This window comes from Vreelandella sp. 2A-K22, from assembly GCF_054065485.1.
This window is the reverse complement of the sequence record NZ_JBSUGC010000005.1, coordinates 200,569-220,481: the sequence shown is the minus strand read 5'-3', so window position 1 is coordinate 220,481 and position 19,913 is coordinate 200,569. Positions and strand designations below refer to the sequence as shown.

Annotated in this window: 13 protein-coding genes and 1 pseudogene; 6 read left to right on the top strand and 8 right to left on the bottom strand. The window is 55.2% G+C overall.

What is annotated here, in order from left to right; translation table 11 throughout:
* Positions 1-87: 87 nt before the first annotated feature.
* Positions 88-3,717, top strand: coding sequence for an exodeoxyribonuclease V subunit gamma (gene recC / locus ACW17M_RS08955; RefSeq protein ID WP_457547281.1), 3,630 nt, complete (start codon positions 88-90; stop codon positions 3,715-3,717).
* An 8-nt stretch (positions 3,718-3,725) separates the two neighbouring features.
* Here recC and ACW17M_RS08950 read toward each other — a convergent pair whose 3' ends face one another.
* On the bottom strand, positions 3,726-4,661 hold the full coding sequence (locus ACW17M_RS08950) for an Rpn family recombination-promoting nuclease/putative transposase (RefSeq protein WP_338127257.1): 936 nt from the start codon (positions 4,659-4,661) through the stop codon (positions 3,726-3,728).
* Positions 4,662-4,693: 32 nt separating this feature from the next.
* A complete protein-coding gene (pncB, locus tag ACW17M_RS08945) occupies positions 4,694-5,875 on the bottom strand; it encodes a nicotinate phosphoribosyltransferase (protein WP_233974266.1) in 1,182 nt (393 codons plus the stop codon).
* Positions 5,876-5,995: 120 nt separating this feature from the next.
* On the opposite strand from pncB, the gene ACW17M_RS08940 reads away from it, so the two are divergent.
* The 5 genes from ACW17M_RS08940 to ACW17M_RS08920 all read left to right on the top strand — a co-directional run bounded on the left by ACW17M_RS08940 (position 5,996) and on the right by ACW17M_RS08920 (position 13,929).
* Positions 5,996-6,289 (top strand): nucleotidyltransferase domain-containing protein, encoded by a 294-nt coding sequence (locus ACW17M_RS08940; protein WP_041158177.1) that lies wholly within the window; start codon positions 5,996-5,998, stop codon positions 6,287-6,289.
* A gap of 104 nt (positions 6,290-6,393) precedes the next feature.
* Complete coding sequence (locus ACW17M_RS08935) at positions 6,394-6,702, top strand: nucleotidyltransferase family protein (protein ID WP_190372916.1); 309 nt, start codon at positions 6,394-6,396, stop codon at positions 6,700-6,702.
* A 55-nt stretch (positions 6,703-6,757) separates the two neighbouring features.
* On the top strand, positions 6,758-10,642 hold the full coding sequence (gene recB, locus ACW17M_RS08930) for an exodeoxyribonuclease V subunit beta (protein ID WP_457547280.1): 3,885 nt from the start codon (positions 6,758-6,760) through the stop codon (positions 10,640-10,642).
* Between the two features lie 32 nt (positions 10,643-10,674).
* Positions 10,675-12,969, top strand: a complete 2,295-nt coding sequence (gene recD / locus ACW17M_RS08925) for an exodeoxyribonuclease V subunit alpha (RefSeq protein WP_457547301.1) — start codon at positions 10,675-10,677, stop codon at positions 12,967-12,969.
* Positions 12,970-13,023: 54 nt separating this feature from the next.
* Positions 13,024-13,929, top strand: coding sequence for a hypothetical protein (locus ACW17M_RS08920; RefSeq protein ID WP_457547279.1), 906 nt, complete (start codon positions 13,024-13,026; stop codon positions 13,927-13,929).
* 28 nt (positions 13,930-13,957) lie between these two features.
* Here ACW17M_RS08920 and ACW17M_RS08915 read toward each other — a convergent pair whose 3' ends face one another.
* From ACW17M_RS08915 to ACW17M_RS08890, 6 genes and pseudogenes are all read right to left on the bottom strand, one after another.
* The gene (locus ACW17M_RS08915; protein ID WP_457547278.1) at positions 13,958-14,134 is read right to left on the bottom strand and encodes a hypothetical protein; all 177 of its coding nucleotides are present in this window, start codon (positions 14,132-14,134) and stop codon (positions 13,958-13,960) included.
* Between the two features lie 208 nt (positions 14,135-14,342).
* Positions 14,343-15,518 carry a HEPN-associated N-terminal domain-containing protein gene (locus tag ACW17M_RS08910; RefSeq protein WP_457547277.1) on the bottom strand — a complete coding sequence of 392 codons (1,176 nt, stop codon included), beginning with the start codon at positions 15,516-15,518 and terminating at the stop codon, positions 14,343-14,345.
* A 28-nt stretch (positions 15,519-15,546) separates the two neighbouring features.
* Positions 15,547-16,194 carry a hypothetical protein gene (locus tag ACW17M_RS08905; protein WP_457547276.1) on the bottom strand — a complete coding sequence of 216 codons (648 nt, stop codon included), beginning with the start codon at positions 16,192-16,194 and terminating at the stop codon, positions 15,547-15,549.
* Between the two features lie 845 nt (positions 16,195-17,039).
* Positions 17,040-18,117: pseudogene (locus ACW17M_RS08900) on the bottom strand (IS3 family transposase).
* Between the two features lie 168 nt (positions 18,118-18,285).
* Positions 18,286-18,951: a hypothetical protein gene (locus ACW17M_RS08895; RefSeq protein ID WP_457547275.1), complete on the bottom strand. Its 666-nt coding sequence runs from the start codon at positions 18,949-18,951 to the stop codon at positions 18,286-18,288.
* Positions 18,939-19,898: a hypothetical protein gene (locus tag ACW17M_RS08890; protein ID WP_457547274.1), complete on the bottom strand. Its 960-nt coding sequence runs from the start codon at positions 19,896-19,898 to the stop codon at positions 18,939-18,941. The genes ACW17M_RS08895 and ACW17M_RS08890 overlap by 13 nt, the downstream gene beginning before the upstream one ends.
* Positions 19,899-19,913: the final 15 nt, after the last annotated feature.

Genomic DNA, 19,913 nt, shown 5'->3' with positions numbered 1-19,913 from the left:
CTTGCCGGTGTCTCATTCCCAAACGTCAACATATCCTAGTCATCCCGCCCCTGCCGTAAAGGAATGATTAACTAAGGAACATAGTGCATGTCTGCAAACTCGCTGCTCTCGCAAACACCGCTAACGCCGGGCTTTATGGTGGTACATGCCAATCGCCTGGAAGATTTGCGCGGCTTGGCGGTGGAGTGGATGCGCCGACACCCGCTCTCGCCGCTGGAGAACGAGACCATTCTGGTGCAGAGCAACGGCATTGGGCAGTGGCTAAAACTGGCGCTGGCGGAAGACCCGGCCCAAGGCGGTGCGGGCATAGCCGCAGCACTGAACGTCACGCTGCCTGCGCGTTTTCTATGGCAGGCCTATCGCACGGTGCTGACTCACTTAACGCACGACGAGCACGCAGTGCCCGAAACCTCGCCGTTTGATAAATCGCGGTTGATATGGCGCTTATTGCGCCTGCTGCCCAGCCTTGCCGAGCAGGAAGCTTTTGCGCCGCTGGCACGCTTTTTAGAAGTGGATCGCGACCAGCGCAAGCACTACCAACTGGCCGAGCGGCTGGCGGATCTGTTCGATCAGTACCAGGTGTATCGCGCCGACTGGCTGGACGCCTGGGCCAAGGGCAACGATGTACTCATCACCGCCCGGGGCGAAGCCCGCCCGCTGGAAGCACACCAGCTGTGGCAGCCAGAGCTATGGCGCGCACTGCGCGACGATGTGGCTAATAATCTAGGCGAGGCGGGCCTTAACAGCAGCCGCGCCCAGGTGCACAGCCGCTTTCTGGAAGCCGCCGTTCAGCTTGAAGGCCAAGAGTGCCCACCCGGCCTGCCCCGGCGATTGATTATTTTCGGCATCTCATCGCTGCCGCAACAGACGTTAGAAGCCCTGGCGGCGCTGTCGCGCTGCTGCCAGATCGTGCTCTGCGTGCACAACCCCTGCCAGTACTACTGGGCGGATATCATCGAGCACAAAGACCTGCTCCGCGCCAGCCGCTACCGCCAGCGACGCAAGGCAGGCATGCCCGATGCCCTGGATGTGCTGGGCACCGGCGATGCCGACGACGCCCTGCACCTGCACGCCCAACCGCTGCTGGCCGCCTGGGGTAAACAGGGGCGCGACTACCTGCGCCTGCTAGACGAACACGACGACGCGGGCAACTACCAAACCCTATTCGAGCAGCAGGCACTGCGTATTGATATGTTCGAGCCGTTCAGCGGCGAAGAGCGCAACTGCTTGCTCAGCCAGCTACAGGACGATATCCGCGAGCTGCGCCCGGTAGCGGAAACCCAAACCCACTGGCCCGCGCTAGACCCGGCCAGCGACGACTCCATCGTGTTTCATATTGCCCACGGCCCCCAGCGGGAAGTGGAGATCCTCCACGACCAGCTGCTGGCGGCCTTCAGCGCCGACCCGGATTTGCGCCCGCGGGATATCATCGTCATGGTGCCGGATATTGACCGCTACGCGCCGCATATTGAAGCCGTGTTCGGCCAGTACCGCTCCGCTTTCGGTAGCTATAACGCGAACGCTAGACCCGACGACCCGCGCTACATTCCGTATACCCTTTCGGATCAGGCCAGCCGCCACCGCCTGCCGATGATGATTGCGCTGGAAAAACTGCTGCGCTTACCGGAGCTGCGCCTCTCGGTAAGCGATCTGCTCGATTTGCTGGAAGTGCCCGCGCTGCGCGCACGCTTTGGCATCGATGAACACGACCTGCCCACCCTCAGCCGCTGGATCGAGGGTGCAGGCATCCGCTGGGGGCTCAATGCCGAACAGCGCACCCGGCTGGATCTACCCGAAGGGCTAACCCAGAACACCTGGGCCTTTGGCCTACGCCGACTGCTACTGGGGTATACGGTGGGCAGTGCAGAGGCGTGGCAAGGTATCGAGCCATTCGACGATATTGGCGGGCTGGAAGCTTCCCTGGCAGGCCCGCTGGCAAATCTGCTGGAAAAACTGGAAAGCACCTGGGAAACCTTCTGCCAGCCCACCGACGCCGCCAGCTGGGTGGCCCGGCTGCGAGAACTGCTGGAAACCTACTTTTTGACCGACGACGCCCAGGAAAGCGTCATGCTCACCAAGTTGGAGACCGCGCTACAGCAGCTGTTGGACAGCACCGAAGAGGCCGAACTTTTTGACCCGCTGCCGCTCTCCATGGTGCGTGAACACTGGTTGGGGCAAATCGACGAGCATAGTCTTTCCCAGCGCTTCCTGGCGGGCGCGGTCAACTTCGCCACGCTGATGCCCATGCGCGCCATCCCGTTTAAGCGGGTGTGTTTATTGGGTATGAACGACGGCGAATACCCACGCTCCCAGCCGCCGCTGGATTTCGACTTAATGGGCAGCGACTACCGCCCCGGCGACCGCTCGCGGCGGGAAGATGACCGCTACCTGTTTCTGGAAGCGCTGCTCTCTGCCCGCCAACAGCTCTATATTAGCTGGGTAGGCCGCAGCCAGATCGACAACAACCCCATGCCGCCCTCGGTGTTGGTCGGCCAGTTGCGCGACCACCTGGAAGCGGGCTGGCACACGCAAAACGGCGAGCCGCTGCTGGAAGCGTTAACCACCGAACACCCGCTGCAGCCGTTCAGCCGCCGCTATTTTACCGAACAAATCAGCGATTCCCCTGCCCAAGCACGGCTGTTTACGTATGCTCACGAATGGCACGCCCTACACACCCCCAGTGGCGCAAGCATCCAAGACTCAAAGTCACCAGAGCTTAAGGCGGACAACGAGCAGCAGAGCACGTTAACCCTGAACCAGCTAGGCAGCTTTCTACGCGAACCCGCCAAGGCGTTTTTCAACACTCGCCTGGGGGTCTACTTCGAGCAGGAGGAGCTTACCCAGCTGGACGTTGAACCCTTCACCCTGGACGGGCTACAGAACTGGCAGTTGCAGGATCAGCTAATCGCCGCCCAGCGCCACGCGGTGGATAACGGCCTGCCGCGAGTGGAAGCACTGCACGCAGCACTGGAACGCTTTAAAGGCCAGGGCGTGCTAGCCGTGGGTGCCTTTGGAGAGAGGATGCGCGAAGCGCTGGCAGAACCAATGGACGCCCTGTTTGGCGCCTACGAAGAAGCGTTGCAAGAGTGGCCGCAAGTAGTGGCGGCGCCCCAGGCGGTGCATATTGTTGAAAGCGCTGAGGGACAGGTAACGCTGGAAGATTGGCTGGGAGAGCTGCGCCAGGATGAAGCGGGCAACCGCTGCCGCTTGCTACTGCTCAGCAGTAGTTTAATCAGCCAGGGGCGTGGCCGCGGTCAATATCGCTGGCAGCACCTGCTACGCCCTTGGGTCGCCCACTTAGCGGGCAATGCCAAACACCCGATGACCACCCAGCTACTCTCAAAAGCAGGCCATGTGCGCTTGGAACCGTTAGAAGCCGAGAATGCCCGCTACCAGCTACAAAACCTGCTAAGTGCCTGGTGCGATGGCATGCAGGCCCCGCTACCGCTAGCTCCGCAAGCCGCTTTCGCCTGGCTGGCCAAACAAGGCACGCCTGAATTGGAAGCCGATAGCGCAAGGGAGAGCGACGCCTACGCCGCCGCCGAAACCGCCTACGAAGGCGGCCGCTTTCAAACCGGCGAAGTCGCCCAAAGCGCCTACCTCTCCCACCAATGGCCGAGCTTCGAAAAGCTATTCAACGAGCGTGCCCTGGGCCACCGCTTCGCCACGCTGACCGATGCGCTCTATGCGCCACTGCACCGATCAGTGAAAAATTAGGGCCTACCTTATTCAGCATGGTTTTGAAGGCGCTTAACATCATCAATAGGCAACCCCGTCACCTTGGCTACAAACTGGGGGTCAGCCCCCTCTTGCAGGAGGTTCCGAGCGGTTTCGATTTTACCCTCGATTTTGCCTTTGGCTTCACCTCGCGCTTCACCTCGGGCTTCCAACTGGGTGGCAATGGTCATAAAGGTATCTCCTATAGGCTGGGGCAAGCGATGGCTCTCTTCAATCAACTGATCAAGGTCAATCACGTTGCCTGTTCCTACCACATAGTTTAGCAAGGTAGCGATGAAATCCAACTGCTGGCGACTGTGCTCGTCAAAGCTCGCGCAGTCACGCAGCCATTCCATCAGGTAAGGATCGATGTGCGGTTCGCGAATGTGCTTTAGTACCCGAGCAACCAAGCCTATCCACTGCTGTTGTTTTAGCGCTTCGTCATCAAGCTGATTTACATCCACTAATGGTATTGGCCCCTGGAACAGCGTCTCCATTAGCCCCAGCGGATCTTCAAAGCAGTCAGCAAGATCCATTGAGTAGGGGTAGGGTGTTTGACGGCCGTGGTAGAACACCAGTGCATGAACCGGTGCCAGGGGTTCCTTGGGGCGCTGCTTCAACTGCTTGGTCAGCATCCCAAACAGATAATGCCCGATACGCACGGGCATGTGCGGGTCGGGGCTTGACTGATGTTCGACCAATACAGCTAGATACGCCGGTTGCCCCGCTAATTGACAACGGTACACCAGGTCGGAGACGGTTTCTCGCAGGGCTGAATCGAGGTGGCTATCATGCTCCAGCTTAAGACTGCCTAAATCCAGGGCGGCGCTAATTTTCTTGGGTAAATAATGTTGCATGAACCCCTGCGCGACGGCGTGGTTTTCCATCGCGCTACGAAAGAACCGATCATGAGGATTATGGGGTGGTTTGGAGGTATCAGCCACAAGCGGTTTCCATGTTTCGAACAGATTAGAGGCTAAGCATTCTTCCCATTCAGCGACAAGATGCGCTTCGCCAGCGAGATCATCTCCGGGTCGCCGGTGTTCTTTTCCGCCACGTCGGAAAGCTTGATCACCGGCAGCCAGCCCTGCCCTTCCGGGCGCGCCTCGACCATCTTGATCACCATGTTCATCGGCTCAACACCGACATCATTAGTGAAGTTGGTGCCAATACCAAACGCCATGCCGATGCGACCTTTGCAGAAGGTATGTATCCGCTCGACCTTCTCCGGTGTTAGCGCGTCGGAGAAGATAATCGTCTTACTTAGCGGGTTGATGCCCAAGCGCTCGTAATGGTCGATGGTCTGGGAAGCAAACTCGATAGGGTCGCCGCTATCGTGGCGAACGCCATCGAACAGTTTGGCGAACTTCTTATCGAAGCTGTCGTAAAACGCCTTAGAGGTAAAGGTATCAGTTAAGGCGATCCCCAGATCACCGCGATACACATCCACCCAATGCTCCAGCGCCAGACTATTGGCCATTTTGAAACCGAAGCGAGCACCGTGGAACATAAACCACTCGTGAGCGTGGGTGCCGATCGGCTTAACACCGTGGTGCATGGCCATCAGCACATTGCTGGTGCCACTGAAGGCCTCACCGCCGTGGTGACTAAGTGCACCAACCACCCGGTCGTGAACGTCAGAAGAGAAGCGCCGCCGGGTGCCAAACTCAGCGATTTTCAGGCCCAAACGGCGGTAGAGTTCGATCTTCTCCTGGGCGCGCTGTTCAATCATCGCATCAGCGTCAGGCGTGATCGTCACGCCACGCAGCCGATACCACAGCTCGCTGATCAACGCCATCAGCGGCACTTCCCAGAGAATGGTGCGATACCAGGGCCCTTCAATGATCACCGAAAGATCACTCCCCTGCTGCTCTACAATCACCTCGCTGGGGTTGTAATGAAACCCGGCAAGGAAATCGAGATACGTAGGGTCGAGATAAGGGCACGTTATTTCGAGATAGCGCTTCTCCTCATCGCTCAACCGTAGCGATGCCATCTTATCGACTTCGTGGCGAAGTTCGGCGCCGAAGCCGTCAGGAAAAGCATGCTCGCCACGATTGATAAAGGCGTAGCGCGCATGGGCATAAGGAAAGCGTTTGATCACGGCGTTCTGCATCGTGATCTTATAGAAGTCATTATCCAGCAGCGATGTCAGCATGAGATCCCATCGTTAGAGTGAACCGAAGCCGCCGGTAGCGTAAACTAAAATGCACCTAAAGTGGCTCGGCGATAAGATTATCAGGTGGCGGGGCTGTCATACAGTTAAGGAGCTGACTTCATGCGTATTACCCAAACACATCGCGCAATCATTCTTTCTGGCGTGAGCGAGTTTATTGGTGATTCGGTGGAAACTCATGTGTTTGGTTCAAGGCTAGATGATTCAAAGCGAGGCGGCGGCGTTGATCTACTGTTGATCTCCCAGACAGCGATACCGCCACAGCCTTGTGCTGAACTCAAACAAATACTCGAAGAATACCTCAAACTGCCGGTGGAAATTGTCACCTATGTATCGACTGATGAGCCAAGCCCCACCCAAGCGAGAGTCTTAGCCGAAGCGCGCCCGATTGGCTAGGAAGCGTAAACTGAGTATTCCAAGAGTGACTTAACGTTAGGTTATTAGGTGGCGGGGCTGTCATATAGTCAGTGCTAGACTTTAACAAGCAAGGAGCTGTCTTCATGCGTCTTACTCAAGCACAGCGCACCGCCATTCTTTCAGGCGTGCACGAATTCATGGGCACAGATGTCAACGTTCATGTGTTTGGCTCGCGTCTTGATGATACAAAGCGAGGCGGCGATGTGGATCTACTGTTGATCTCCCAGACAACGATTCCGCTGCTTGCTTGTGCCGAACTCAAAATGGCACTCGAACAACGCCTCCAACTGCCTGTAGATATCGTGACCTATGTCTCGACAGCTGAACCCACACCCTTCCAAGCAATAGCCTTGGCACAGTCGAGCCCGATTGAAAATGAGGAAGCGGCATGAGTCAGTTGTTCACCGCTAGGCAAGATTTTTCCGCTGAAATTGACAGTATCTTCTTATGAGCCAGCCCGCCCCCCTCAATCCATTGAGCCTCCCGCTTCACGGCAGCCGACTGATAGAGGCCAGCGCCGGCACCGGCAAAACCTTCACCATCGCCCTGCTCTACGTGCGGTTGGTACTCGGCGGCCACAGCGTTGACGACGACACAGCGTTTATCCGCCCGCTCACGCCACCAGAAATCCTGGTCGTCACCTTCACCAACGCCGCTACTCAGGAGCTACGCGAACGCATCCGCAACCGGCTGGTAGAAGCAGCAGAAGTATTTCGTGCTGAGGACGTAGAAGGAGGGGCGCCGGGGGCAAGCCGTAGTGGAGGTCATTCAACAGGGATGTTGAATGTAGCGCCCACGGATGGGTTCACAGCGCCTCCACGTAGGCTTGCCGCCGGGGAAGCCCCGGTTGCACTAGATCCGTTGCTCCTAGAACTCCGCGACCAATACGACCCTGCCACCTGGCCCGCCTGTTCGCGGCGCCTGGCGCTGGCCGCCGAATGGATGGACGAAGCCGCGGTTTCCACCATCCACAGCTGGTGCTACCGCATGCTGCGCGAACACGCCTTCGACAGCGGCAGCCTGTTCTCCCTCAACCTGGAGAACGACCAGCGCGAACTGGAACAGGAAGTGGTGCGCGACTACTGGCGCAGCTTCTACTACCCGCTGGACAGCGACGCCCTCGGCATTGTCACCCGTTATTGGAAATCACCGGACGACCTGCACGCCCCGCTGCAACGGCTACTGCCCGAAAGCGAAGCACTGGGCGACGAAAAGCCCGAACCCAGCGAGACCCTGGCCGCCACCCAGGCCGAATGCGCCGCCCAGCTCAGCGAGCTCAAAGCACCCTGGGCCGCTTGGCTGGACGAACTGGTGCCCGCCCTGGAAGAGGCCGCCACGCGCAAAGCCTTCAAAGGCCAGAGCTTCAACGCCAAAAGCCGCGCCAACTGGCTAGGCGCACTACGCGAGTGGTGCGAAACGGATGCCGACCGCCCCGCGCTCACCGACGCCGCCTGGAAACGCATAACGCCCGACGGCATGGCCGACATCTGGAAAGAAGGCGCACCGCCCTGCCCGCAAGCATGGGAAGCGCTGGCACAACTACCGAAAGCGCTGGATGCCCTACCCGAGCCGCGCAACGACCTGCTGATTCACGCCGTACAGTGGTGCCGCGCCCGCCTGGAGCGCGAACAGGAACGCCGCGCCGAGATGGGTCCCAACGACCTGCTCACCCATCTGGATCGCGCCCTGAAAGGCCCTAACAAAGAGGCCCTCGCAGCGCAGATCCAGCGCCAGTTCCCCGTGGCGCTGATCGACGAGTTCCAGGATACCGATCCGATCCAGTACCGCATCTTCAACGCCGTGTATGACGTTGCAACGCCCCGCCGCGACAGCGCCATTCTGCTGATTGGCGACCCCAAGCAGGCGATCTACGCCTTTCGCGGCGCGGATATCTTCACCTACCTGCAAGCCCGCCAAGACACCGATGGCCGCCACGTCACGCTGGGCACCAATTTCCGTTCCAGCAGTGCCATGGTGGCAGCGGTCAACCACTGCTTCAGTTACGCCGACCAGCACGATGCCGGCGCCTTTCTGTTCCGTTCAGAGGGCGGCGAAAACCCACTGCCGTTCAACCCCGTCAACGCCAAAGGCACCAAAGATACGCTGGTACTTAACGGCAAGCCGCTACCCGCGATGACCTTGTGGCCACTGGAAAGCGACGAGCCGCTCTCCAAAACCGCCTACCAAACGGAGATGGCCGAGCGCTGCGCCTCGCACATGGCCGCGCTACTGGAAGCAGGCCGCCAACAACAGGCGGGCTTTGCTAAGACGGCTGATGACATTGGCGATAATGGAGAGCAATCACTCACTCCGCTGGCCCCCTCGGACATGGCCGTGCTGGTCAACGGCCTGCAGGAAGCGCGGGCGATTCGACTAGCGCTGGCCAGCCGAGGCATCAAGAGCGTCTACCTTTCCGATCACGACAAGGTGTTCAGTTCCCCCATTGCCCCGCAGCTCGCCATTTGGCTGCGCGCCTGCGCCGAGCCCCAGGCCAACTCCCGCCAGGCGGAAGCCAAGCTGCGCGCAGCCCTGGCAACCCAGGTACTTGGTTTAAGCCTTGAAGAGCTGGACCATCTCAACCAGAGCGAGCTGGCCTGGGAAGCGCGGGTCGAGCAGTTCAGCGACTACCACCGGCTGTGGCAGCGCCAGGGCGTGCTGCCGCTGGTGCGCCGATTGATGGTCGATTTTGATATCGCCGCACGGCTGCTGGGCGAGTTCGCCGAGGGTGAGCGTTTGCTAACCGACCTGCTCCACCTGGGTGAAATGCTCCAGCACGCCAGCCAGGAACTGGATGGCGAACACGCGCTGATTCGCTTTCTGGCCGAAGCCATTGCCGACCCGGATAGCCACGGCGACAGCCACAAACTGCGCCTGGAGAGCGATGCCGATCTGGTCAAGGTAGTGACCATTCACAAATCCAAGGGGCTGGAGTACCCGCTGGTGTTCCTGCCGTTTATCGCCAATCACCGCCCGGTGAGCGACACCGACCTGCCGCTGCGCTGGCACGATAGCGACGGCACGCTGCAACTCAGCCTGAGCGCCGATGAAGCCACGCTGGCCACCGCCGACCGCGAACGCCTCGGCGAAGACCTGCGCAAACTTTACGTCGCGCTCACCCGTGCCCGCCATGCCACCTGGCTCGGGCTGGCGCCGCTAAAAGGCAGCGAGAACAGCGCCATCGGCCACCTGATCAACGGCGGCAAGGCCATCGCCCCCAGCGCGTTTACGAAAGCCTTGAGCGAACTGGTGGAAGGCAGTGATATCGCGCTAAGTGACGCCCCGGAACCCACCGCGCTGCGCTTCACCCCGGCGCCGGAGCAGCAGGCACTGGGCCACGCCCGCACCCCGCTGCGCCCCGCCCGTGAACAGTGGTGGATCGCCAGCTACTCGGCGCTGCGCACCTCGGGGGCTGTTTCAGAAGCGATTCCAGGCGCAGCGCGGCCAACGCCCGCGCCGGAACCCACCACGCCCCAGGAAGCCACCACCCTGGAAGTGCTGGATGAACCCCACGACAACGCCATCAACACCGAAGCGTTTCACCTGCACCGGTTTCCGCGAGGGCCTGGCCCCGGCACCTTCCTACATGGATTGCTGGAGTGGGCGGGCCAGCTAGGCTTTAACAATGCGCTGAAAGACCCCGCCGCCCGGGAAGACATGCTGCGGCGGCGCGTGCAGCTGCGCGGCTGGCAGGCATGGCACGACACCCTGGCGGGCTGGCAGGAAGAACTGCTCGCCACACCGCTTCCCCTGCCTCTTTCCACGTCCCCGTCCCTGACAGAGCCCAGCGAAGGCAGCCAGGTGGCGCTATGTGAACTCGAAAGCTATCAGGTAGAACTGGAGTTCTGGTTTGCCGCGCACCAGGTACAAACGCGCAAGCTGGATCAGCTGGTCAGTGACCACTTACTGCCAGGGGTATCACGCCCCGTATTGGATGCCGACACCCTCAACGGCATGCTCAAGGGCTTTATCGACCTTGCCTTTGAGCATGAAGGCCGCTTCTATGTGCTCGACTGGAAATCCAACTACCTGGGCAGCGACGACAGCGCCTACACCGCTGACGCCCTACGCGATGCCATGCTCGAAAAACGCTACGACCTGCAAGCCGCACTTTACCTGCTTGCACTCCACCGGCTACTCAAAGCGCGCCTGCCCGACTACGACCCGCACCAACATTTGGGCGGCTCGATGACGGTATTTCTGCGCGGCAGCCGCACCACCGCCCGTGGCGTACACGCCGTGCCTGCGCCGATCGCGCTGATCGAAGCTCTGGATGCACTCTTTACAGGCGCAGCGGCAGACACCGCAGCACCCCATCAGGAGTCGGTAGTATGAGTAAGCGTGACCTGGCCTCCAAGAACGGCTCCATGAATCTTGACCTGTTCGCTGATGACGCGCCGCCCGCGGCACCTGATTCAACCGCATCGGTAACACCACCGACAGAATCAGCCGCCAGTGCCACCCAGCCGCACCCCGCGCTAAGCGACACCGCCGCGCTGCTCCTGCTGTGTGAACGCTGGGTTTCCCGGGGCTGGCTGCGGGATCTTGATCTGGCCCTGGTGCGCTTTCTCGACCGCGAAACCCACAACGCCCCGCCGCTGCTGTTACTGGGCGCGGCGCTGGCCAGCCACCAGCTTGGCCGTGGCCATGTGTGCCTGGATGTAGCCGCTACGCTGGAAGCGCCGGATTTTGCGCTTTCGCTGCCGCCGGAAGGCGACGACCTAAACGACCCACCGCCGCTGCCCAGCCATGTGCTGGCCACGCTAACGCTGCCCGAATGGCAGGCCGCGCTCAACCACCCCACGCTGATCAGCGACGGCCCCGGTAATACGCCCCTGGTACACAGCGATGGCCAGAACACTACACGTCTCTACCTGCGCCGCTACTGGCAGTTCGAGCAAACCCTGCACCAGGAAATCGCTGCTCGGCTTAGCGCGGATAGCCCGGTACATAGCTCAGAGCCATCGCCGCTACTTAAAAGCGCTCTGGATACACTATTCCCGGCAACCGACACCCTGGATTGGCAAAAAACCGCCTGCGCCCTCGCCGCTCGCAGCCCGTTCGCGATCATCACCGGCGGCCCCGGCACCGGCAAAACCACCACGGTGGTACGCCTACTGGCCTTGCTGCAAACCTTGCAACTGAGCCAACTCAACGCCCACCCGCTACGCATCCGCCTGGCCGCCCCCACCGGCAAAGCCGCCGCACGGCTAAATGAATCCATTGCCGGGCAAGTCGCGAAGCTCCCCTTCAGTGACTTAGTCAACTTGTGGGAGGGAGCTTCAGCTTTGGTTCGACACATCGACGACGATTCAAGCACTGACCAACTACAAGCAGCCATTCCCACAGAAGTCACCACACTTCACCGCTTATTAGGTGCCAGGGCAGACACCCGCCACTTCCGCCATAACGCCGCTAACCCACTGGCGCTGGATGTGCTGGTGGTGGATGAAGCCTCGATGGTGGATATCGAAATGATGACGGCGCTGCTCAGTGCCCTGCCCGCCAGCGCCAAGCTGGTGCTGCTGGGGGATAAAGACCAGTTGGCATCCGTGGAAGCAGGCGCCGTGCTGGGCGACCTATGCCGCCGCGCCGATGCCGCCCACTACACCCCCGCCACGGCACAGTGGTTAGCCGAACTCACCGACCACCCGCTGCCAGAGGCGTTAATCGACCCGAACGGCCAACCGCTGGATCAAGCCATTACCATGCTGCGGGTTAGCCACCGCTTTACTGAAACAAGCGGCATCGGCCAGCTCGCCCAGGCAATTAACCAGCCGCTAAGTGAGACATTGCGGGAACGGGATAAACACCAAGCCGTGCATAGCGTACTGAATAATGGCTACGCCGACCTGCACCACTTGGTGTTGAAGCCAGACGCACAAAATGAAGACAGCGCCCTGGAGCGCCTGGTGATCACCGGAAGCCCGGAACGTTTTCCCAACGCAGGTGAAGGCCGCACCAATTTCAAAAGCGAACCGATTGCACCGCCCACCGGCTACCAGTACTACCTGAATATTCTGGCAAGTGAACGGCCTGATACCACCTTGGCATTTGAAGAGAACGGTGAAGTTTACGATGCTTGGGCGAAGCAAATACTTAAGGCCTACAGCTGCTTTCAGCTGCTGTGCGCGCTACGCAAAGGCCCATGGGGAGTAGAAGGCTTAAACCTGCGCATCGCCAAAACATTGCGCCGCGAAAAGCTGCTGTTCGGCAACGACAACACGCTAGAGAAAGGCTGGTTCGAAGGCCGCCCGGTGCTGGTCACCCAAAACGACTACGGCCTGAAACTGATGAACGGCGATATCGGCATCACAATGGCGGTGCCTGATCCACGCACTCCCGGCAGGGCACTTTTACGCGTCGCATTTCCAACCAGTGACGCAGAAAACCCCATCCACTGGGTGCTACCTTCCCGCCTTCACGCGGTAGAAACCGTGTTCGCGATGACGGTACACAAATCCCAAGGCTCGGAGTTTCAGCATACCGCCCTGCTGCTACCGCAAACACCCAACCCAATTCTCACCCGCGAGCTGGTCTACACCGGCATCACCCGCGCCCGCGACTGGCTCACGCTGATCGAAGCCAAGCGCGGGATATTGAATGATGCGGTTACTAGGGAGGTTATGAGGGTTAGTGGGGTAAAAGGCATCAACAGCTAATTCATCATTTAATAAGTTTAGCTGAAATAAATTACCAAGGATTTTTTTGAAATTATGAATAATTACAACAAAGATAATGAAATAGTTTATATAAGCCAAGAAGACTGGGGAGAGGCATTAGCACTTAGAACCCATTTAGGCGTTATTCTTAAAACTGCATACACATTTTCTGGTGAAGAGCTCGTCGGCAAGCAGCCCCTTCAAATAGACTCAGGTCAACTACTTTTAGCCGCAGCATCGCTTAGAGCATTGATCTTCGATAGTGCAGCAACCCCCCTTCTAGTTTCTTTTATTGAAAAACATAATATCGAATTCATCATAAATTCCTTTGAAGGGGATTTTGCAATGCTATTTTATTCTCAGAATAAACCTGAGAAATACGGCCATTTAGCTCATTTTTTACTATCATTTATTGTTTTAGAAGAATTTCAGAAAAAATTTTCAATAGATACTAAAGAAGAGTTCTTTCTCTCTACTGAAGATCTTGCTCCCGACTCCTTGAAGTATAGGTTCGATGTTTGGGTACCTAGAGACAGGAACTCAGATCATTCGAGCGTAACATTAGCCAACGGTACACAGTTTTCACAAATCTGCCATATAACCAGAAAACATGTCACAATCGATAATTGGAAACATTTAAAAATGGGATTCCTTAAAGATATTCCTATCAAAAGAGAAAGGATTATAGATTACGTCGCCAATAAGCTAGGCGGCGTACATTTTGACAAGTCTCATCATACAAAGGATGAAAAACGCCAAAACGAATTTAGATTAATTTCTCAAGCTTTTAACTGGGAAAATCAAGCAATAATGCATGGAGCTATCGTCGCGACAGCAATTTGTGTTATTGAACTGGCTACATGTCCTAAAATTATTGAAATATATGATCAACTTCTTAGTATTGATAATAAACGTAGAAATCGGTTAATGGCTGGCGAACCAATCCCTCAAAATAAATAGAAAAATAAATCACATAATCAAAAATTGATCAGGTTGTGGCGTAACTCCTCCAAATGTGCCACTTCTCCCAAGCTGCGGGCAGCATAGGCTGTTCCAGATAAACGGCAATCAGTATCGATTCGCTGAGTGTGATGACTTCCTCCATGGCCAGCAAGGAAATGCGCGCCGCAGGGTTTACCACCAACAGTTCGGAGTTTCGGCCCAAGAGTTGCACCATTTGAACGTGATGACATCATCCGCGCCCGCGATTGGCTCACTCTGATCGAAGCCAAACACGGGATATTAGTGAGGCGGTGACGGGAGAGGTTATGAGGGTGAGTGGATTCGGGAGGTTGTAATCAAAACCGACATTACCGTTGGTGGTGCCTGCTTTCGGCCAAAAGCGGTCTTTAGGCGACACTGAATACGCCCTGTTAGCAATTTTTTTCGATAGAAAACAGTTCAAAAAACTTTTGCAGTGAAGCGTTATCTGAGTCAAATACCGCGATGTTAATGCCATCTGGATTTCTAACACTACAATAGCGCAATCCCAAAACAGGCTGGTCGCCTTCAGTTTTAAATCTAAATCTAAAATATTCAGATACGATTTGGGTTGGCACATATTCAACATGCTCTCTGCCATCCTTTGAAACGGGCAAGGTTAGCTCATTTACAAATGAGCGAAGAAACGACAGATTCTGTTTAGCATCATACTTTTCAGGCTCAAAAATACTTGGTGTTTTTGGCAGATCAACGAAATCTATAACTTGAATATCTTTTACCAATTTAAACGTAGCAATTGACCATTCAGTCGCATCTGTGATCACTTCTTTTTCAGCTGTATCTTGATCACAAGCTACGTAGAAGTAAGAAATACCAGCTGGATTCATACGACCAGCATTTGCTTTTCCTTTTGGAGGTACACCAATATCAGAAAACTCCGTAAACTCTTCCCCATTTTGGTTGACTCTGACTCGATAAAACTCAGTTCCAGCTGGAATAGTAGCAACAAGGTTTTCTGTATTACAAAGAGATCCAAGAGCATCAAGCATACTTGAAACAGGAATGTAATCAGGCCTACCAGAGGAGTACTCGTCTTCAGGCTCAGACAAAAATAAATATCGCGTTTTATGTAAAACTTGATCCTTAAATGCTGACCAACCATACGATAATGCAGATGAAGGGTTATCAACAGACCAGTCGCTTTTGACATGCGCTACCAAATAAAGACTTGCATCAGAACTTTCGATCAAATCTTCACAAAGCTCATCACACCAACCGGGATCAAATTCCCCAATAATTTCCCACATATTGGTTTCCGGTATTAACCATTCTTTTTCAACCCATGGCATGTTCACATCTTGCGCGTCAGCGTAATACTGAAATATTGAGTCATATATGCGCTCCATTACCACATCATATGGTGCGGCAATCATGTCACCTTCTTCATTCTCTTCACCACAATAGGAGCATGAACTTGAACTAAGATTAGCTGCGACTAGACTAGCCAGTGCCTCATCTAGAACACAGTCAGCACATATCGATTTATCGAGTCCATTAAGTTGTGGTGACTCCCACATTGAAATCATTAATTCTGAATGGTACCCCAAACTTTCCTCCTGGTTGCTAACGCCTGAGTTAGGCTCCACCCGCGAGTTTGAGTCCTAACGCAAACGCTCCCGCGACAATGCCTCCCAGAGCTACCAAAACTCCCCAAAGCTGAGCAGGCTTGACCGCATACAGAAGCGTGCCGACGGACATATCGGAGGGATTGATGGTTGCGGCATTCGTAACTTGAGTGGAAGCAACCTTATTCTTCCAGCTAGCGAGAACACCATTGAACTCGTTCGAATGCAGCGATGCTGCTTCAGGTGTGACATTCTGTACGTACCAGTCATAACCTGGTTCTAACAAGCCCTCGCTTCTGATTCCTTCTGCAACAATGACTAGCAAAGGAAGTCCGCGACTGTAGGAAAGTGCGGCCTCAATCTGATTCCAAGGAGTTGGTAGGCTTGTTTCACTCAAAGCAATTTCCTTGGAGCCACCTCTTTTCTCCGTGCCTACGGCGAAGTGAACACGCTCAAGCGCGATTACAACAGTGCCACTACATTTATCTAAAAGCTCTGCAACGGTTTTGAGGGGGGCATCCGAGCTAAATGTGTTGCGGCCCACTGTGTGCGGAATAAGACCCTCGCTGCGAAGGCGATCTTCTACGGCGCGAACGAAGGTCTCCTGTTCTTCATTTGAAGTACCGCCGACGCTGACAAATATGTTTAAGTCCGCCATTCACATAACTCCATCTGAGGGGCCTAACTCTGAAGCTCAGCCGTCCGCTTCCAGCGGTCGGCTAGAGCAACTTGTTGGACGTGGATTCAAGCTGCATTCCTATCGAATGCTTCTTTGAGAGCCGCTGCAGAAGGAGGATATACGTCATACCAATCGACTGCGTAGACGTCCTCTCGTCGTGCATCGAACTCTTGCCGATTCATAGGTATGTCTTCGCCTGGCGTCCCTCGCCCCTTTCCAACAACTACCGAAGTTAGCGGTGGCAGATTATTATCATTGCAGTAGTAGGCGATGTGGCCAAGGATTCGATCAAGGACACCCGCCGCCTTCTTCTTGTACATGAGCTTGGACAAGCCCTCATAAGTGAGTGTCTGGCGGTTCGTCGCAGCACCTATAAGGATCTGCCAAGCTTGAACGGCCCTGTCTGGGTGGTTTGAACTGGGATTAAATCTCTTCACTGACTCTTCGTCCTCGAAATAACTGCCCAACAGGTACAGACCGCACATTCTAAGCTTGGATGAACGTAGCGCACGTTTATCCGACAAATGCAGCCTAAAAACTCCACTCTAAGTCATTGACATTCATAATTACTAATTATTATTAGGCTGAGTATTCAGATTTCGCACGCCCGCTACATTTTCCTGTACGTCGGCTTTGGCTCGAACTCCGACCTTAAATTAACCTTAGCACATGACGTGCGCGAATTGATCCATTCTTTGACCTCCACCTGATGGTGGTTCATGCCATGAACGTTTCGACTGAAATCTCCTTTACACCTACACCTAGGAATAAAGGCAAGTTGGATGGGTAATCCCCCCATTTTTAGAGGGCTTCAAAAGTAGAGTTCAGGCCACAGCGACCAGTTTCTGTTGAGGGGTAATCCCTCCAAGCCTCATATTAGGGCGTTCGTTATTGTAGTGCCAGAGCCAACGAGTGGCGTAATCTTGAACTTCTTCAGTACTTTCGAACAGATATTGGGCCAACCAGTCATAGCGCATCATTCGATTGTAGCGTTCTATATAGGCATTCTGCTAGGCTTTCCCGGTTGGATAAACATTAGCTTAATACCCCAACTCTCCGCCCATGCTGATAGCTTACCGCTGATATATTCTGGCCCGTTATCACAGCGAACGGAGCGTGGCTTGCCCCGCCATTCAATGATCTGGTCTAGCGCCCGGATAACTCGCTCAGTAGGCAGCGAGATGTCTCCTTTGATACCAAGGCCTTCTCGGTTAAAGCCGTCGATTACGTTCAGAAGACGGTAGCGACGACCATTACTAAGTTGGTCATGCATAAAATCCATAGACCAGCTGTCGTTAATTATTTCGGGCACCGCTAAGGGCTCAGGCTTCTCGCGGATCAATCGTTTCTTCGGTTTGATGCGCAAGCTCCAACTCGCGGTAAATTCGGTAGACTCGCTTATGGTTCCAGCGAAGGCCTTTCACATTACGCAGGTGTAGGAAGCAAAGCCCACCCCCCAGTTTCTCTGGCTATGCGTTAGCTTGATTAACCAATCGGGATCTTTTCGTTCTCGTCGCTGAGCTTCGCTTGGTATCGATAGCAACTCTCACTGATGCTAAACATCCAGCAGGATAGGCGGATGCTGATGTGCTTTTCTTTGACGGCTTTCTGCGCCATCTCACGGCGACGAGAAGGCTTCACCACTTTTTCGATGGCTTCCTTGAGGATGTCCGCTTTCAATCACTCCTCAGCGTACATCTTCTTGAGCCGTCGACTTTCATCCTCTAGCTCCTTCAGCCGTGCCATTATGGACGCATCCATACCGCCGAATTTAGCTCGCCACTTGTAGAAGGTCGTACTGCTCATGCCATGTTCACGACATAGTTCCGGAACCGGTGCGCCGCCTTCGGCTTGCTTAAGGATCGATAGTATCTGGCTGTCAGAAAAATGTGATTTTTTCATGCAGAATCTCCCTGCGTTTAGCTCACGGAAAATTCTACTTTTGAGCACCCTGGGTTTTCGGGGGGATTACCATCGATTTCTCCTTATTGATATGATCTTTTAACAGGTATTAGACTGCCCATCCTTGATTGAATTAACACGCTGGGATGCTTGTCATAAAAATGCAACCTATTGAAGACAGCTCATCAGTGGCGTGACGAATTCGTTTTGAATGCGACTGATTACCCAGACTGCCACCGGCCAAACCGCCTGGACAGAAAGAAAGGCTACGAAGCAAAAGAAGGCTCGCAGCAGGTACTCATGCGTCATTTTTATGCAACTGATTTTTTGATTTGTGCCGTTATAGTTGTAAATCACGGCACTCAGTAGTTGCTTCACAAGTTGCTCTTCAGGCCTAACGGAGTTGAAGCTGTCTGCTATATCGCCTGCACCTAGCTGGGCTGCAGCGGAGGTCTTGATGGTCTGTAGCGCCCACAGGCCTGCGCGCATAAGGTAGATCAGCGCGAAAATGAATATCCCCAGCAGGGTGCCTGTCAGAGTTTGACTCTTTTGTTCATCCCAGAGGTCAGGTAGGACAGTTGCAAGAATTGGCATCAGCGCTGTAATCGCCGCTAGATAAAGCCCGGCTTTAGAATCAGCCCCTCGACGGCGCTCCTGTTCTGCGTCAAAGAGTCTGCGAGCCTCCTCCAGTGCGACATCATTTTTTCCCGACCACGTTCCTTGGTTGACCTTGTCTCTCTGGCTTTGAAGCCACTTGTACTGAGGTGAGTCAGCAGGGGGCTGTGATGAAAGCGTAAGTCGAGGCCACAGCCATTCAGGGATTAACTTTGGCACCGAGCGATTTCCTCAAGTTCATCAACTATTGCGGCGGCAATGGGGTAGCCAGTGAGGTTTTCAATCCAGGCCCATTGGCCATTCGGGTTAATCTCCAGAAACCACAGTTTGCCCTGTTGATCGCAGATTAAGTCAATCGCTCCATAACGAAGATTCAGGCACTTCATCAGCTCCAAGCACTGCTCCTTGACCTCGCTAGGAAGCTCAATGCATTCATGCTTGAGATCAGGTCGACTTCCCTGACGCCAATCCACTATGGTTTCTTCGAATTCCTGTGACTTGATTGCGGTTGCGAACACTTGACAACCTACGACTGTAACTCGAACGTCGTATTTTTTTTTGATTTCAGTCTGGGCAATGAACGGTGCCAAGGCAATGGATTCTTCGTCGCTGTCGCGAAGAATCTCTAGTCGGGTGGTAAAAATCACCCTTTCTTGATCTCCGTTGATCAAAGCTTGCCGAAGCGGCTTACCTATCGCGGGCCCTACCTTAGCAACCTCACGAATCGAGGCAATATCGTTAGTTATCTGTACCAACGGCACGTTGAAACCGATCTCACTCGCGAGCATCAGCTGCCTTGGCTTGTCCTCAGCAGCAAAGATATCCATCGGCGAATTCAGCCAAAGACCTTCTAGCCGCGCATAGAGACTCTTCAGAAAGGCTTCCCACTCCGCGCCAACATACTCCCTTTCACCTTCATCAGTAATAGTGAGGTTGCTAGCAGGTGTAGCAGGACGTCGAAAGTACGCAGCGCGTACATCGGCCCCCTGGATTATTCGCCCTTTAAAAGATAATGACCATGCACTTCTCGGAAATGCGGACATTGAGCAGCGAGCCGCCGACAGGTCTTCGGTATTCAAGCGAAAGAAAGGCGTCTTCCGACGCTTGAGCTCAGCCACGACATAGTCGATCGTGATGTCGCGGCGATTTGTGACTAGCAAAAACATGCATTTCCCTTAAAG